This is a genomic window from Plantactinospora sp. WMMB782 (genome assembly GCF_049179135.1).
Classification (GTDB): domain Bacteria; phylum Actinomycetota; class Actinomycetes; order Mycobacteriales; family Micromonosporaceae; genus Plantactinospora.
Window position 1 is genome coordinate 622,347 of record NZ_JBMHMC010000007.1, and the last position, 16,044, is coordinate 638,390.

Below are 16,044 nucleotides of genomic sequence, written 5' to 3' on the forward strand. Positions count from 1 at the left end.
GTGTGGATGGTGGTCGCGGTCCCCCCGGACGTCCCCCCGGTCGTACGCGTTCTGCTCAGCTCTGCCGGTCACCGCCCCGGTCCGGCGCGCCGCCGGTCGCCCGCACCGGCGTCCCCCTGCCCTCCGCCGACCCGAACCCGGTCGGCCCGGCGGCACCGAGTCCCGCCTCGGCGGCGGCGGCGCGGAGGAACCCGATCGAGTGCGCCGCCACCGACGGTGCGGCGTGCGAGTGCCGGGGCAGCTCCACGGCGACCAGCCCGGCGTACCCGGCCTCGGCCAGGGCCCGCAGTACGGGCGGGAAGTCGATCTCGCCGGTGCCGAACTCCAGGTGCTCGTGCACGCCCCGGCGCATGTCGTCGATCTGCACGTTGACCAGGTGCGGTGCCACCTGCGCCACGCAGTCCGGCACCGGCGACGGCTCCAGGCACCGGCAGTGTCCGATGTCGAGGGTGATGCCGAGGCCGGGCGGGGCACCGAGGTCGTCCCGCAGCCGCCACCAGTCGGCGATCTCGGCGACCAGCATCCCCGGCTCCGGTTCGAAGCCGAGCGGCATCCCGGCCGCGTCGGCGGCCTCGACCAGCTCGGCGCAGCCGGCGACGAGCCGGTCCCAGGCGGTCGCCGGGTCGACGTCGGCCGGTCGTACGCCGGACCAGAAGGAGACCGCCTCGGCACCCAGGTCGGCCCCGATCGCGACGGCCCGGCGCAGGAACTCGACCCGCAGCGCGTTGTCGGCGTGCAGCAGCGTCGGCGCGTGCTTGTGCCAGGGGTCGAGCAGGTAGCGGGCGCCGGTCTCGACCACCACCCCGAGGCCGTGCGCGGCGAGGCTGCGGCCGACCGCCGCCACCCGGGCCGCGAGGTTCGGCCCGAACGGGTCCAGGTGGTCGTGGTCCAGGGTCAGCGCCACGCCCTGGTAGCCGAGGTCGGCGATCACCCGCAGCGCGTCGTCGAGGCGGTGGTTGGCGAAGCCGTTCGTGCCGTACCCGAAGCGCAGCGCCGGTGCGGCGGCGGTCATGTCGGCGACACCCAGCGGGCGAGCCGGCGGGCCAGCGGGGCGGCGGCGGCCACCGCGACGCCGAGCGGCGCGGCGCCGGCCCGGGCGACAAGCGCGCCCTGCAACGCCGGCAGTCCGGTGATGCCGGCGCCGACGGCGGCCCGGACCCGGGACGCCTGCGGGTCGGCCGCGACCCGGGCCTGGGCGCGGCCGTAGCGGAGGCCGTACCAGCCGGCGAGGGCGGCCGGGGCCAGGGCCCGCCAGCCGGGCCGGGCGGACCCGGCGGCGGCGTCGGTTGGCAGCGACCCGCCGGCCGGCGACGGGGGCCGGCGCCTCGGCCGGGCGACCGCGGCGGCGGCCACCGCGGCGGTACCGGCCAGGGTCGCCGCTGGCAGCGCCCGGGTGGCGCCGGAGACCTCCCGCCGGGACAGCTCGGTGACCGTGTACGTGTGCGCGGCCACCGTCAGCGCCGCCGGCACCGCCCGGACCACCCGCCCACGGCTGGCGCCGAGCAGCACGTCCAGCCCCCGGCAGGCGGCCATCACCGCCGGCCCGGCCGCGGTGTTCTTGGCCCGCAGGTCGTACGCCCAGACCGCGCCGGCCAACGGCACCGCCACGGCCAGCGCCCGGCGGCCACCGGCCAGCCCGGCGAGCCCGATCCCGGCGGCGGTCAGCCCGGCGGAGAGCCCGAGGGCGAACCCCGGCGAGACCCGTCCACTGGGGATCGGTCGCTCCGGCCGCTCCCGCGCGTCGAGTTCCCGGTCGGCCCAGTCGTTGGCCGCCATCCCGGCCCAGTAGAGCAGCACCGAGGCGCCGGCCAGCCCGGGTACCCGGGCGTCGAGCGTGTCGGCGGCGGCGGCCCCGGCCACCACGTCCCCGGGCACCGAGAGTGCGGCCGGGGCCCGGACCAGCTCGGCCAGGTCACGCAGGGACGGCATCGGCGCCCCCCGAGGCCGGCCGGCGGTGCAACTCGCGGACGAAGGCGCGCAGCGTGGCCCACTGTTCGGCGAGGGCGTGCGGCACCTCGCCGAGCGGGTCCTTGAAGAAGAAGGCCAACTCGGTCAGCGGGCCGGTCCGGCCGGCGGCGTGCGCGGCGGCGGTCAGCCGGGCCAGGTCCAGCACCAGCGGTGCGGCGAGCGAGGAGTCGCAGCCGTGCCAGGTGAACTCCATCCGCATCGGGGTGCCGAGGAAGCCGGCGAAGGTGACCAGGTCCCAGGCGGTCTTGAAGTCGCCGATGTCGTCGACGTACTCGATCCGGGTGTTGCCCTGCGGGACGTAGCCCAGGGTCTCGCCGAGCACCCGCTGCTTGCTCGCGGACTTGGCCGCGTTCGCCGCCGGCTCGGCCAGGTTGGCGCCGTCCCCGCCACCGAGCAGGTTGGTCCCGGACCAGCTGCGCACCCGTAGGTGGCGCATCGCGAACATCGGGGCGAGGACCGACTTGACCAGGGTCTCCCCGGTCTTGCCGTCGTGCCCGGCATACGGCACGCCGGCCCGCGCCGACAGCTCGGCCAGGGCGGGCAACCGGGCACCCGTCGACGGGGTGAAGTCCACATAGGAGCAGCCGGCGGTGAAGGCGGCGTACGCGTACGCCGAGCTGGCCGGCAGCGGGCTGCCCTCGGCGAGCGCGGCGTCCAGGTCGGCGAGCCGGGCGTACGCCGGACGGGCCACCGGGGCCGGCTCGGTCGAGGAGACGTTCACCACCACCACCCGGTCCAGCCGGTTCCGCTCGCGGAACCCGGTCAGGTCGGCGACGACCGCCTCGATCACCGCCGCCTGCGGGTCACCGGTCGGTGCCGGACGCAACTCCGCCTCGACCCCGCCCAGTTCCTCGGTCAGCGCCGGCACCAGCCGTGCCGGCAGTACGCCCGCCTCGGCCAGCGCCTCGGCCTTCTTCACCAGTGGCGTGGTGGCCACGTCGTGCCCGCCGAAGACCAGGTCGGCCAGGGCCGGCAGGGTTGCGCTGCGCAGCGCCGGCAGTTCGGTCACGCAGCCCGTCGGCTCGGCGAGCCCGGCCCGCAGGGCCAGCGCCCCGATCGTGCTGGTGACGGCGACCGAACCACGCCCGCCCACCAGCCAGACACCCGTACGCATCAGTACTCCTCCCTCCGGTGCCGGCACGACCCTGGGTCCACCGGGGGCGTACGACGACGAACCAGTGCATATGCCCGACGTTGCCGCCGAGTCCGCCTATCGGGACATCCTGCCTCGGATCTGAAAAGAGCGCCCCGCCCGCCCGACCGTCGCGGTGGAACATCCCGTCGGCAGCGCCGGAGTCGGCGGCAACGACACTGCTCGGGTCCGTGACCGTGCGGGCGGACGGGGCTTGGTAGGCAGGGCCGGTCGGCGTCGCGGTCCTGCCTCCCCCGGTCCAGGCGACCGGGCGGCGGGGGTTGCCGGCTCCGGTCGCGAGTTCCCTGTGCAGTTGTGGTACCCCGCCGGGACGACGGCGGGGCGAGGTCGTCGGCGCGAGCCAGCCCGGACGGCGGGCGTGGTCGCGGTGCGCTGCGGTGTGGTGCGGTCCATGGTCGAGGGTGCGGGACGGTCCATGGTCGACGGTGCGGGGCCGCGACGGTGCGGCGCTGCCCACCGGCCGGGGGGTCGTCCGGTGTGGTGGTGCCCACCGGCCGGGGGGTGGTCGGTGTGCTGCTGCCGTGGTGCGGGTGGTGCCCTACCGGCCGGGGGTGGCCGGTGCGGTCGTACGACCGGCCGGGGTGGCCGGTGCGGTGCTGCCGCCGGCCCTGGTGGCCGGGGCGGTTCCGGCGTCCGGTGTGGCCGGGGAATCCCGGTCCGGCCGCACCGGACGGCCGTGTCACCTGCCGCACACCCCCGGTGTGGAGCGGACTCCGCCGGGCGTGTGCGTACTCCTTCCGGTTCGACCTGCTCCGGTCGCGGGGCGCAACCGCGACCGGACCCTCGCCGGCCGTTCCGGAAAGCTCTCGGGTCGGGTCCGCCGGCCCGCTGTGCCGGGGCCGGCCCACCCGACGGGGTGGACGGTTTGTCTCCGGCGGTGCCGGCCGCGCGCCACGACGTGCGGGCGGCCGGGGTACCCCGGACGAACGCGTTACGCGGTGACCGCGGCGGGCACCGCCTCCACTTCGGTCCAGGACGAACCCTGGTCCGACGAGCGCTCCACGGCATCCAGTACGAGCTGGACCTGGAGTGCCTCGGCGAAGGACGGGGTCGGGTCCGAGCCGCTGGCGATCGCCTCGAGGAAGTCCCGCAGCTCGTGCGTGAACGAGTGCTCGTACCCGATGATGTGCCCCGGCGGCCACCAGGCCGCCATGTACGGGTGGTCGCCCTCGGTCACCAGGATCCGCCGGAAACCCTGCTCGACCCCGGGTTCGGAGGCGTCGTAGAACTCCAGCTCGTTGAGGCGTTCCAGGTCGAACGCCACCGAGCCGAGCGAGCCGTTGATCTCGACCCGCAGGCCGTTGCGCCGGCCGGTGGCGAACCGGGTCGCCTCGTAGGTGGCGATTGCGCCGCCGTCGAGCCGGGCCACGAAGACCGCCGCGTCGTCGACGGTGACCTGGCCCATGGTGGCACCGGCACCGTCGGCCGACGCCGCCAGCCCGCTGGAGGAGGCCGGCAGCGGCCGCTCCTTCACGAAGGTCTCGGTGATCGCACTGACCCCGCTGATCCGCTGACCGGTCACGAACTGGGTCAGGTCGATGATGTGCGCCCCGATGTCGCCGAGCGCACCGGACCCGGCCTTGTCCTTCTGCAGCCGCCAGACCAGCGGGAACTGCGGGTCGGTGATCCAGTCCTGCAGGTAGACCGCGCGGACGTGCCGGATGGCGCCGAGCCGGCCGGAGGCGACCAGCTCGCGCATCAGGCTGACCGCGGGCACCCGGCGGTAGTTGAACCCGCACATCGCCCGTACGCCCACCGTCTGGGCCTTGGCCGCCGCGGCGACCATGGCCCGGGCCTCCTCGACCGTGTTGGCGAGCGGCTTCTCGCACAGTACGTGCTTGCCCGCCTCCAGGGCCGCGATGGTGATCTCGGCGTGGCTGTCGCCGGGTGTGCAGACGTCGACGATGTCGATGTCGTCCCGGGCGATCAGCTCACGCCAGTCGGTGGTGTGCCCGTCCCAGCCGAGCCGGCCGGCCGCGTCGGCGACCTTCGACTCGTCACGGCCGCAGATCAGGGCCATCCGGGCGCGTACCGGTAGGTCGAAGACGCGGTTCACGGTGCGCCACGCCTGTGAGTGCGCGGCGCCCATGAACGCGTAGCCGACCATGCCGACCCGCAGTTCTTTCTCGTTCGTGGACAAGGTGGGTCTCCCCCCGGTGTGTCAGAACCCGAGCTTGGTGTACTGGCTCGCGTTCTCCTTCGTGATCGTCTCGGAGGCCAAGGTGATCTCCTTCGGCACCTGCAGCTCGACGAGGTCGGACATGCCCTTCCCCTGACCGATGAGCCGGGCCAGCGAGATCGCGGACGAGGCCATCGACGGGCTGTAGGTGACGGTTGCCTTCAGGACGCTGTTGTCGGCCGCGATGGCCTGGATGGCCGCCAGGGAGCCGGCGCCGCCGACCATGATGAACTCGGAACGGTTGGCCTGCTTGATCGCGGCCAGTACCCCGATGCCCTGGTCGTCGTCGTGGTTCCACACCGCGTCCATCTTGGGCAGCGCCTGGAGCAGCTGGGAGGCTTCGGCCTGGCCGGTGTCGGCGGTGAACCGGGCGGCCCGCCGGTTTGCCACCTTGAAGCCGTAGACGGCCAGCTCGGCGTTGAAGCCGGCGGTCCGCTCCTTGGTCAGCTCCAGTTCGTCCATGCCGGCGATCTCGCCGATGATGGGGTTGGCGATGCCCTTGGCCTTCATCTGCTCGCCGATGTAGCGGCCGGCCGCCACGCCCATGCCGTAGTTGTCGCCCTTGATCTGGAGCCGGTAGGCCAGCGCGTCCGGGAACGCCCGGTCCAGGTTGACCACCGGAATGCCGGCCTTCATCGCCTCCAGCCCGGAGGCGTTCAGCTCCTTGCCGTCGTGCGGCAGCATGACGATCACGTTCGGCTTCTGCGAGATCAGCGTGGCCAGCGCGGCCCGCTGGGCGGCGGCGTCGGCACCGGCGGTGACGGTCTTGAACTCCACGTCGGAGTAGACCTTCGCCTGCGCCTCGGCGTTCTTGGTGATGGCGGCGAGCCAGCCGTGGTCGGCGGCCGGGGCGGAGAAGCCGATGACCACCTTCTGGCCCGGGGCGCTGTTCGGGTTGGCGGCGTCGTCCGCCTCCTTGACCTGCTCGTTCCCGCCGCCGCCGGTGTCGTTGCTGGTGCAGGCGCTGAGCAGCAGGGCGCCCGCGCCCGCCGCCGCTCCGCCGAGCAGCAGCCGGCGGCGGGACAGGTCGCGCACCGGCCGGAGCGGATCGTGCTGGGTCATGACGACCTCCTGGTTTATGTCGACTTCGGGTGGGGTGAGGGTGGGTGGCGGTGCACGCCGGCGGCCGGAGACGACCACCGGCGGCAGCCGCCACCGGATCTGTTGCGGTGCGTCAGTTCGTCGAGGTGAGCTTGTTGCGGGCGAGGAGCTGGGTGACCGACTTGAACCGGAACTGCTGGACCAGTACGGCGGCGACGATGATGCCGCCCTTGACCATGTTCTGCGCCTCGGTGGAGAGGCCGTTGATCGCGAACAGGTTGGTGATGGTGGCAAAGATGATCACGCCGAGCAGGGAGCCGATGATCGTGCCCCGGCCGCCACTGAGCAGCGTGCCACCGATGATCGCCGCGGCGATCGCGTCGAGTTCGTAGAGGTTCGCCATCGCCGCCTGCGCGGAGTTGGCCTGTGCGGTGAGCATGATCGCGGCGATCCCGCAGCAGAGGCCGGAGAGGGCGTAGAGCAGCATGCTGTGCCGGCGTACGTTGATGCCGGCCAGCCGGGCCGCCTCCGGGTTGCCGCCGACCGCGACCGTACGCCGGCCGAAGGTGGTGCGGTTGAGCAGCACCCAGCCGGCCGCGACCACCGCGGCGAGGATGAAGACGAGCATCGGGATGCCGAGGATGTCCGTGCTCGCGATCCCGTTGATCGTCGCGTTGTTGGAGACCTGGGTCTGGCTGTCCGAGATCTCGGTGGCGAGCCCCCGGGCGGCGACCAGCATGGCCAGGGTGGCGATGAACGGCACCAGCCGCCCGTACGAGATCAGCAGCCCGTTGACCAGCCCGACGCAGATCGCCACCACGATCGCGGTGAAGATCATCCCTCCGGCGCCGTAGCTCTGGGTCGCGAGAGTTGTACTCCAGACCCCGGCCAGCGCCACGATCGCGCCGACCGAGAGGTCGATGCCGCCACCGATGATCACGAAGGTCATGCCCACCGTCACCACACCGACCACCGAGGCCAGGGTGAGGATGGAGAAGACGTTGGACCGCACCCAGGCCGGGTCCCCGTAGAGGTCGGGCCGGGTGACGATGCCGATGACGATCAACACCACGAGCACCCCGACCAGGCCGAGGTTCCGGCGGAAGTTCTCACCCGCCTCGCCGGCCCACCGGCCGTTCCCGTTCGTGGCCGCACCGGCTCCGTGTGGCGCCGGCGCTCCGGCCGGCGCCGGTGACACCGGCGCGGGCCGGTCCACGGGCGACGCCGTTCCCGCCGGCGCGGCGGTCTCGGTACGTTCGGTCACGCTGGCGCCCCCTCCATAAGCGACCCCGCCATGACGAGGTCGAGCACGGTGTCTTCGTCGAGTTCTCCGGCCGGTGCCTCGTGCACCACCCGGCCCTCCCGCATCACCAGTACGCGGTCGGCCAGGCCGAGCACCTCCGGCACCTCGCTGGAGACCAGCAGTACGCCGACGCCCTGGGCGGCCAGCGCCCGGATCACCTGGTAGAGCTCGGCCCGGGCGCCGACGTCGACGCCCCGGGTCGGCTCGTCGAGCAGCAGCAGCCGGGTGCCGCCGAGCAGCCAGCGGCCGACCACGACCTTCTGCTGGTTGCCGCCGGAGAGCGTGCGTACCGGTCGCCGCACGTCCCGGGGCCGCAGCTCCAGCCGCTGCGCGACCTCCTCCGCCTCGGCCCGCTCCCGACCCGCGTCGGTGAAGCCGAGCCGGGCCCAGCGGCTGAAGGTGGCGAGCGTGACGTTGCGGTAGATCGGCTCGCCGAGCAGCAGTGCCTGGCTCTTGCGCTCCTCCGGCGCCATCCCCATCCCGGCCCGGACGGCGGCGCCGACACTGCCCGGCCGGACCGGCTGGCCGGCCATCGTGACCGTGCCGGAGGTGGGCCGGCGGGCCCCGAAGATGGTCTCCAGCAGCTCGGACCGGCCCGAGCCGACCAGCCCGGCGATCCCGACGATCTCGCCGGCCCGCACGGTGAGCGACACGTCGGCGAACTCGCCCTCCCGGCCGAGTTCACGTACCTCGAGCAGCTTCTCGGCGGCCGGCGCCTCGGCGGGGCGGTCCGGGAAGACGTACTCGATGGTCCGGCCGGTCATCCGGCTGACCAGGTCGCGGGTGGGCGTGGTCCGGGCCGGCAGGTTCGCCGCCGTGGTCCGGCCGTCCTTGAGTACGGTGACCCGGTCGCCGATCTCGCGGATCTCTTCCAGCCGGTGCGAGATGTAGATGACCGCGATGCCCTGTGCGGTCAGCTCCCGGATGATCCGGAACAGGTTGCCGACCTCGTCGTGCGCCAGCACCGCGCTCGGCTCGTCCATGATGATCAGTCGCGCCTCGTGCGAGAGCGCCCGCGCCATGCTGACGATCTGCTTGCCGGCCGACGGCAGCGAGCGGACCATCCGGCGGGGCGGGATCTCCGGGTGTCCGAGCCGGGCCAGGATCTGCCGGGTCTGCCGGGCCATGTAGCCACGGCGGACGAAGCCGAGTTGGCGCGGCTCGTGTCCGAGGAAGGTGTTCTCCGCCACCGAGAGGTCGTCGACCAGGTCGAGTTCCTGGTAGATGGTGGCGATCCCGGCCCTCATCGCGGCCTGCGGGTTGCCGAAGGAGGCCGGCTCGCCGAGCCACTCCACCTGACCGGAGTCGGGCTGGTGGGCGCCGGAGAGCACCTTGATCAGCGTCGACTTGCCGGCGCCGTTCTGGCCGAGCAGGCAGTGCACCTCGCCGGCCCGCACCTCCAGCTGCACCCCGTCCAGGGCGCGTACGCCGGGGAAGGTCTTCACCACGTCGGTGAGCCGCAGCACGACCTCGCCGGAGACGGTGTCGGCGGGCACGGTCACCGGCGGCGACGGGTCGCCGGCCGGGGCGGTCGGGTCCGGAGCATCCGCGCCGGCCGTACCTTCCGCGCCGGCCGCGGCGGTTCCGCTCCTCCCGCCGGCAGCCGTCCGCTGTGCGGGAACGGGTGCTCCGGCGGCGGCCTGCTCGTCGGCGGCGGATCGCCCGTCCGGGCTGGGTCGCTCGTCGGCTGCGGTCATGACGTCCCCTCGGTCTGCTCGTCGCCGGCCCGGTCTCCCGGCCGGTCCGCTGGCCGGGGTCGGATGGCGCGCCCGGCGGCTTCCACCGGTCGGGGCCGACCGGTCCGACCGTCGCCCGCGCTCCGGGCGGTCATGACGTCGGCCCGGCTGCCCGGTGCGGGTCGCGGCATCCACCGCCGGCCGTCGCCCGTGCTTCGGCCGGTCACGACGCCTCCCCGAACGCGACGTCGGTGGCGAGCACGGCCGCCCCGGCGACCCCGGCCCGGGAACCGAGTTCGGAGAGCACCACCGGCAGGTTGCCGGTGGCCAGCGGCAGCGAGCGCCGGTAGACCACGCTGCGGATCTCCGCCAGCAGGATGTGGCCGAGCTGGGCCAGCCCGCCGCCGATGACGATCATCGACGGGTTGGCGAAGCTGACCAGGCCGGCGAGTACTCCGCCGACCCGACGGCCACCGTCGCGGATCAGCCGGATGCATGTGACGTCCCCCTCGATGGCGCCCTCGGCGACGTCGAGCGCGGTGACCGTGCCGGTGGCGGAGAGCCGCTCGGCCAGCGCCGGCGAGGCGCCGCTGCGGGCCGCCGTGGTCGCCTCCTTGGCCAGCGCGGCACCGCTGAACAGTGCCTCCAGGCAGCCGACGTTGCCGCACGAGCACATCGGCCCGTGCGAGTCGACCTGGATGTGCCCGATGTCGCCGGCACAGCCGTCGGTGCCCCGGTAGACCTCGCCGGAGAGGTAGATCCCGCAGCCGATGCCGGTGCCGATCTTGACGAACAGGAAGTCGTCGACCGAGTGCGCCACGCCGCCGTGCCGCTCACCGATGGCCATGATGTTGACGTCGTTGTCCACCACCGCCGGGCAGCCGTGCTCCCGGGTCAGCAGTTCCCGGACGGGGAACCGGTCCCAGCCGGGCATGATCGGCGGGGAGACCGGTACGCCGTCCCGGAAGCTCACCGGCCCCGGTACGCCGATACCGACGGCGTGCAGCCGCTCGTACGCCCCGTCGACCTGGGCCTTGTGCAGCAACTCGTTCACCCGTTGCAGGATCGCCTTCGGGCCGATCCGGATGTCGGTCGGCTCGGCGTACGCGGCGACGGGTTCGAGCCGGCCGTTGACCACCTCGACGTCGATCGAGCTGGCGCCCAGGTCGACGGCGGCGAACCGCAGGTCGGGGCTGAGTTCGACGAGTGTGGAGCGGCGCCCGCCCCGGGAGGCGGCGAGTCCGGCCTCCGCCACGTAGCCGAGGCCGACCAGCCGCTCCAGCTCGGCCAGCAGCCGGGGCCGGGGGATCTGCAACCGGTCGGCGAGTTCGGCCCGGGACACCGCGCCCTCGTCGCGCAACAGCCTGAGCAGCCGCAGGTGCAGCGCCTCGGGGGTGCGCACAGGGACTCACCTCCGTCAGGCATCCGTTCACGTCGACGCAACGTCAGCGCGTTGTGCTCGACACAGTAGGAGCCTTCAGAAGGGCGTGTCTAGAGCTTCATCCAAGATGACGCTAACTTTTGTCCCAACGGACGAAAGTTAGTTGTTGATCAAGGAAAGGGCTGGCTGACCGAGGGAGCGCTCTCGCCGATCACCCGCCATCCCGTTTCCTGAGCTTGCGGTCGTCGCGGAGCGGGACGTACGGCTCCCGGTCCGCCGGCCCGCCCAACCGGATCGTCCGCTCCCGTTCCAGCTCCGCGCTGAGCTCGGCACCGAGCAGGATGGCGACGTTGGAGAGCCAGAGCCAGACCAGGAAGACGATCACACCGGCCAGCGATCCGTAGGTGCGGTTGTACGAGGCGAAGTAGCTCACGTAGAGCGCGAAGCCGGCGGAGACCGCCGCCCAGACCAGCACCGCGAAGACGCCGCCGGGACTGAGCCAGCGGAACCGGCGGCGCGCGTTGGGTGCCGCCCAGTAGAGCACGGCGAAGATCAGGCTGACCAGCAGCACGAGTACCGGCCACTTGCCGACGTCCCAGGCCGTCACGCCGGCCTCGCCGACGCCCAGCCGCCGGCCCACCTGCGCCGAGAGCCGCCCACTGAACACCAGCAGCACCAGGCCGACCAACACCAACAGCCCGACCAGGGCGGTCAGGCCGATCCGCAGCAGCAGGGTCCGGGCCAGCGGTCGACCCTCCGGCACGTCGTAGATGACGTTTGCCGCCCGGGTGAAGGCGCCGAGATAGCCGGACGCGGTCCAGAACGCACCGAGGATGCCGAGCACCGCCACCACGCCGGCGGCCCCGGTGCTCCCCTGCACCTGGTCGATCCCGGTGAGCAGGATGTCCCGGGCCGACGCCGCCGGCACGACGTCCCGGACCACGTTGCGCACCCCGCGCACCGCCGCGTCGCCGAGCAGGCCCAGCACCGCCACCAGGACCAGCAGGGCCGGAAAGAGCGAGAGCACGCCGTAGTAGGTGAGCGCCGCCGCCCAGTCGGTGAGGTTGTCCGCCTGCGCCTCCCGCAGGGTCCGGCGCAGCACCGCGGCCCAGGCGCCCCGGGGCAGCCGCCACGGCGACCCGGAGGTCCGCCTGCCGCTCATCCCGCCCTCCCCGCCGGCATCCCGCCGCCGACCACCGACAGCCGGCGCGACCGCCCAACTACTCAAAGCCGCCCAACTACTCAAAGTAGTCATCCGGAAGTGGTCGCGTCCGGCCTATCGGCCAGGCTCGGCCCGGCACGTCGAGTCCGGCACGTCCCGTCCCGGCAAACCCTCCTCCCGGCACGCCCTGCCCCCGATCCGTCCCGACCCGCCGCCCGGGTTCACTTGCAGAGCAGCCGGCCCATCCGGCGGCCGGCGACGAAGAGGCCGAGCGCGGTCAGTCCGAGCAGGTAGCCGACGTCGAGGAGTTCGGCCCAGCCGCCGCCCTGCACCGTGATGCCCCGGACCAGGTGCACCGCGCGGTAGAGCGGCGTCACCTCCACCAGCCAGCGCAGCACCGCCGGATACGCCTCGGCCGGGACGAACGTTCCGGAGAAGAGGAAGAGGGCGAACTGGGCCGAGCCCATCAGGTCGAAGTCCTGCCAACTGCGCATGAAGGTGGAGAGCGCCATGCCCAGCCCGCCGAACGCGAAGCCGACGAGTACGGCGGCCGGAAAGGCGACGAGTGCGCGTACCGGGCTGGTCAGGTCCAGCGCCACCATCACGGCCAGGAAAGCCGCCGAGTAGAGGCTACCCCGGAGCATCGCCCAGGCCAGCTCGCCGAGGGCGATCTCGAACGGCCGCACCGGGGTGGCGAGGATGCCGTCGTACAGCTTCATGTACTTCATCTTGCCGAAGAAGTTGAATGTCGTTTCGGCCAGCGCCCCGCTCATCGCCGAGGCGGCCAGCATCGCCGGTGCCACGAAGGCCGCGTACGACACCACGGTGCCGCCCGGCAGCGTCAGGTCGCCGACCAGCTCCCCGACCCCGACGCCGATGGAGAGCAGATAGAGCAGCGGCTCGAAGAAGCCCGAGATCAGCACCACCCAGTACGCGGACTTCAACGCCGCGACGTTGCGCTCGGTCACCGAGGCCGCCCGCCGGGGCGCACCCTCGAAACTGATCAGCCGGGGCAGGACGGTGCTGACCACGACAAGCCTCTCTCTGCTGCTTAGAACGGCCGGGAACCGGACGGGGGCGGACGGCGGAGACCGCGACTCAGACCACCAGCCGGCGGCGGAACGCCGAGTGCGCCAGCCACCAGCCGACGCCGGCCCAGGCGGCGAGGTAGAGCAGGTGACCGGTGACCGACCAGGCCGGCGCGACCCCGAGGGTGGCGGCCCGGCACAGGTCGACGCCGTGCCAGAGCGGCGAGGCGTACGCCAACCAGCGCAGCACCGCCGGCAGCGACTCGACCGGGAAGAACACCCCGGCGAAGAGCGTCATCGGGATCACCGCGAACCGGAACAGCAGCGCCAGGTAGCTGTCGCTGCGGATCGAGGAGCTGTACGCGAAGACCGGAGCCGCCACCGCCGCCCCGATCAGCACCACCAGCGGCAGGGTCGCCAGCGCCCACGGCGAGTGCAGCGTGCCGAACGCCGCCGCCACCAGCAGGAAGGCGGAGCTGCTGCTGAGCACCCGGAAGAGCACGAAGCCGAGCTGGCCGCCGAGCAGGTCGGCGACCCGCAGCGGGGTGGCCGCCTGCGCCATGTAGATCTTGGTCCACTCGAAGTGGCCGAGCACCGGCCAGGTGGACTCGCCGATCGCCACCTGGAGCGCTGTCGAGGCGATCAGTCCCGGCACCAGGAAGTCGAGGTAGCTCACCCCGGCCACCGGCCCCTCGACGTACGCCCCGACGCCCACCCCGAAGCCGAGCATGGTGAGCACTGGCAGCAGGAACGACGAGAAGACGCCGGCCCGCCAGGTGCGCCGGTATGCCACCAGGTTGTATTCGAGCACCGCCAGCGCGCGGAACCGGCCGACCACACCGGCCTGCGGCCGGGTCACCGGCGACGTCTCCACCAGGGCCATCTCAGTCCACCAGGGTCCGGCCGGTCAGGTGCAGGAAGACGTCCTCCAGGCTGCTGCGCCGGACCAGCACGCTGGCCGGGGTCAACGCCCGGCCGTGCACCTCGGCCACCGCGGCATCGCCGTCGGTGACGTAGAGCAGGATCCGGTCCGGCAGCACCTCGATCCGCTGGGCCAGCCCGTCCAGCTTGCCGGCGAAGGCCTCCTGGCTCTCACCGGCGAACCGCAGCTCGACCACCTCACGGGTCGAGTAGCGCTCGATCAGCGCCCGGGGTGAACCCTCGGCGACGATCCGGCCGCCGTCCATCACCACCAGCCGGTCGCAGAGCTGCTCGGCCTCGTCCATGTAGTGGGTGGTCAGCACCAGCGTGACCCCCTGCTGCTTGAGCCGGAACAGCCGCTCCCAGACCAGGTGCCGGGCCTGCGGGTCCAGCCCGGTGGTCGGCTCGTCCAGCAGCACGATGTCCGGCTCGTTGACAAGGGCGCGGGCGATCGTCAACCGCCGCTTCATGCCGCCGGAGAGTGGCTCCACCTTGCTGCCGGCCCGCTCGGCGAGCTGCACGAAGTCGAGCAGCTCGGCGGCGCGCTCCCGGGCCACCCGGCGCGGGATGCCGAAGTAGCGGGCATAGGTGGTCAGGTTTTCCCGGACGGTCAGCTCCGGGTCGAGGTTGTCCGACTGCGGGCAGACGCCGAGCCGGGCCCGGATCGCCGGCCCGTTCCGCCGGGGGTCCATCCCCATGATCTGCAACTCGCCGTCGGTCGGCGGCGAGACACAGCCGATCATCCGCATCGTCGAACTCTTGCCGGCACCGTTCGGGCCGAGGAAGCCGAACGCCTCCCCCGACCGCACGTCGACGTCGATCCCATCGACGGCGGTGAAATCCCCGAACCGTTTGACCAGTCCTCGCGCCTGGATGAGAATCCCGTCCCTAGCCACGGGCTCGACCATAACCGCCGGGTCCGACACGCCCCACCGAGTTTCGCCGCACAGCCGTCCGGGTCACCCCGGCCGACCAGCGGCGGGCGCACCCCGGGTCGGATCACCGACGGCGCCGCGACCGGTCGGGGTGACGACCGCGCCGGCTCGTCGGATCACCCACGGCGGCCGCCACCGGTCGCGGTGACACCGCACCGGCTCGTCGGATCACCCACGGCGGCCGCCACCGGTCGCGGTGGGACCGCACCGGCTCAGAGGTCCGGGTCGGTCCCGGACCGGGCCGCCGCCACCAGGCGGTCGGTCTCGGCCAGCACGGCGGGATCGTCGACCGGCGTACCCGGGTCGTAGCGGACCGTCCAGGTCAGCCCGTCGACGCCGCGCACCTGCCGGGCCGCGATCCGCAGGCCGCCACCGTCGGGCAACCGGTGGTGTGCCGTGTACCCCACCGACCGGGTCACCCTGGCCCGCACCTGGTGCGGCACGTCACCCGGATCGACGAGCAGGTAGGTCCGGACCGCCGCGTCCGCCACCACCCGGTAGTCGGCGCGTTCCTCGACCAGCTCGGCCGGGGTGACCGCCAGGTCCCGCCCCGACCAGACCGCCTTGTGCACGTCGTGCCAGCCGAGCCGGGCCGCCTCCCCGGGCAGCCAGAGCCCACGGTCGGTAACCACCACGATCTCCTCGCCGTCGGCCACCCGGGCCCAGTCGAGCACCCGCTCGCCGGGCTCCAGCGCCGGCCGTCGATCGGCCGGCAGCTTCCGGCCCCGCCGGAACAGGTTGAACGCCTCCACGGTCACAGACCCCCCATCGCCTGCTCGCGCAGGGCTCGCGCGTGCTGCTCCAGGGAGAGCAGCTCACCGAAGAGCGCGAAGTACTCGTCCTTGTTGGCGGTCGGGTTGACCCGCTGCACCTTCGACTTCAGGTCCCGGATCCGGCTGGTCACCGAGCCCCACTCCAGCCGGGCCAGCGTGATCGAGACGTACCGGGGATCGGGGTCGCCGTCCAGCCGCAGCGGCTCCACGGCCAGCTCGCCGACGAGCGCCGCCGCGGCCAGGTCGCCGCAGGCGTCCCGGACCCGTTCGATCCAGACCGCGCCGGCGGTCGCCGCCGCCGCGCCGCCGGCCGCCTCGACCGCGGCCCGCACCACCCGGTGCACGGGGTGCAGGTAGACCTCGGCGGCCAGCGCGTCGAACATCGGGCCGGCCAGCACCGGCACCTGGAGGGCGAGTTTGAGCGCCTCCCGTTCCACGAGCGACTGCGGGTTGTCGATGACCGGCTCGACGAACTGTCGCTGCGGCCGGGTCGCTTCGGTCCCGGTGCCCCGGCGGGACTGCCC

At 73.2% G+C, this 16,044-nt stretch carries 13 protein-coding genes and 1 pseudogene; all 14 read right to left on the minus strand.

The annotated features are described in order from the left end of the window. Window positions 1-55: 55 nt before the first annotated feature. Window positions 56-1,012, minus strand: coding sequence for a sugar phosphate isomerase/epimerase family protein (locus ACN28A_RS04695; RefSeq protein WP_421392683.1), 957 nt, complete (start codon window positions 1,010-1,012; stop codon window positions 56-58). Then, window positions 1,009-1,929, minus strand: a complete 921-nt coding sequence (locus ACN28A_RS04700) for an SCO3242 family prenyltransferase (RefSeq protein ID WP_421392686.1) — start codon at window positions 1,927-1,929, stop codon at window positions 1,009-1,011. Before ACN28A_RS04700 ends, ACN28A_RS04695 begins: the two co-directional genes overlap by 4 nt. Continuing rightward, entirely contained in the window at window positions 1,913-3,082 is a 1,170-nt protein-coding gene (locus ACN28A_RS04705) for an inositol-3-phosphate synthase (RefSeq protein ID WP_421392689.1), read from the minus strand. The genes ACN28A_RS04700 and ACN28A_RS04705 overlap by 17 nt, the downstream gene beginning before the upstream one ends. A gap of 970 nt (window positions 3,083-4,052) precedes the next feature. Then, window positions 4,053-5,228: a Gfo/Idh/MocA family protein gene (locus ACN28A_RS04710; RefSeq protein ID WP_421404150.1), complete on the minus strand. Its 1,176-nt coding sequence runs from the start codon at window positions 5,226-5,228 to the stop codon at window positions 4,053-4,055. 54 nt (window positions 5,229-5,282) lie between these two features. Then, window positions 5,283-6,362, minus strand: a complete 1,080-nt coding sequence (locus tag ACN28A_RS04715; protein WP_421392690.1) for a substrate-binding domain-containing protein — start codon at window positions 6,360-6,362, stop codon at window positions 5,283-5,285. A gap of 112 nt (window positions 6,363-6,474) precedes the next feature. Continuing rightward, window positions 6,475-7,605: an ABC transporter permease gene (locus tag ACN28A_RS04720; protein WP_421392693.1), complete on the minus strand. Its 1,131-nt coding sequence runs from the start codon at window positions 7,603-7,605 to the stop codon at window positions 6,475-6,477. Then, window positions 7,602-9,341, minus strand: coding sequence for a sugar ABC transporter ATP-binding protein (locus tag ACN28A_RS04725; protein ID WP_421392696.1), 1,740 nt, complete (start codon window positions 9,339-9,341; stop codon window positions 7,602-7,604). The genes ACN28A_RS04720 and ACN28A_RS04725 overlap by 4 nt, the downstream gene beginning before the upstream one ends. A gap of 202 nt (window positions 9,342-9,543) precedes the next feature. Further along, entirely contained in the window at window positions 9,544-10,722 is a 1,179-nt protein-coding gene (locus ACN28A_RS04730) for an ROK family transcriptional regulator (RefSeq protein WP_421392698.1), read from the minus strand. 190 nt (window positions 10,723-10,912) lie between these two features. Then, a complete protein-coding gene (locus tag ACN28A_RS04735) occupies window positions 10,913-11,863 on the minus strand; it encodes a YihY/virulence factor BrkB family protein (RefSeq protein ID WP_421392700.1) in 951 nt (316 codons plus the stop codon). 221 nt (window positions 11,864-12,084) lie between these two features. Further along, on the minus strand, window positions 12,085-12,894 hold the full coding sequence (locus ACN28A_RS04740) for an ABC transporter permease (protein WP_421392702.1): 810 nt from the start codon (window positions 12,892-12,894) through the stop codon (window positions 12,085-12,087). Window positions 12,895-12,961: 67 nt separating this feature from the next. Then, on the minus strand, window positions 12,962-13,774 hold the full coding sequence (locus ACN28A_RS04745; protein ID WP_421392704.1) for an ABC transporter permease: 813 nt from the start codon (window positions 13,772-13,774) through the stop codon (window positions 12,962-12,964). Between the two features lies 1 nt (window position 13,775). Continuing rightward, window positions 13,776-14,708, minus strand: a complete 933-nt coding sequence (locus ACN28A_RS04750) for an ABC transporter ATP-binding protein (protein WP_421392706.1) — start codon at window positions 14,706-14,708, stop codon at window positions 13,776-13,778. Window positions 14,709-14,959: 251 nt separating this feature from the next. Further along, the gene (locus ACN28A_RS04755) at window positions 14,960-15,499 is read right to left on the minus strand and encodes a hypothetical protein (protein ID WP_421404152.1); all 540 of its coding nucleotides are present in this window, start codon (window positions 15,497-15,499) and stop codon (window positions 14,960-14,962) included. A 2-nt stretch (window positions 15,500-15,501) separates the two neighbouring features. Next, window positions 15,502-15,987, minus strand: a pseudogene (locus ACN28A_RS04760) (DNA primase); the annotation flags it as partial. Between the last annotated feature and the right edge of the window lie 57 nt (window positions 15,988-16,044).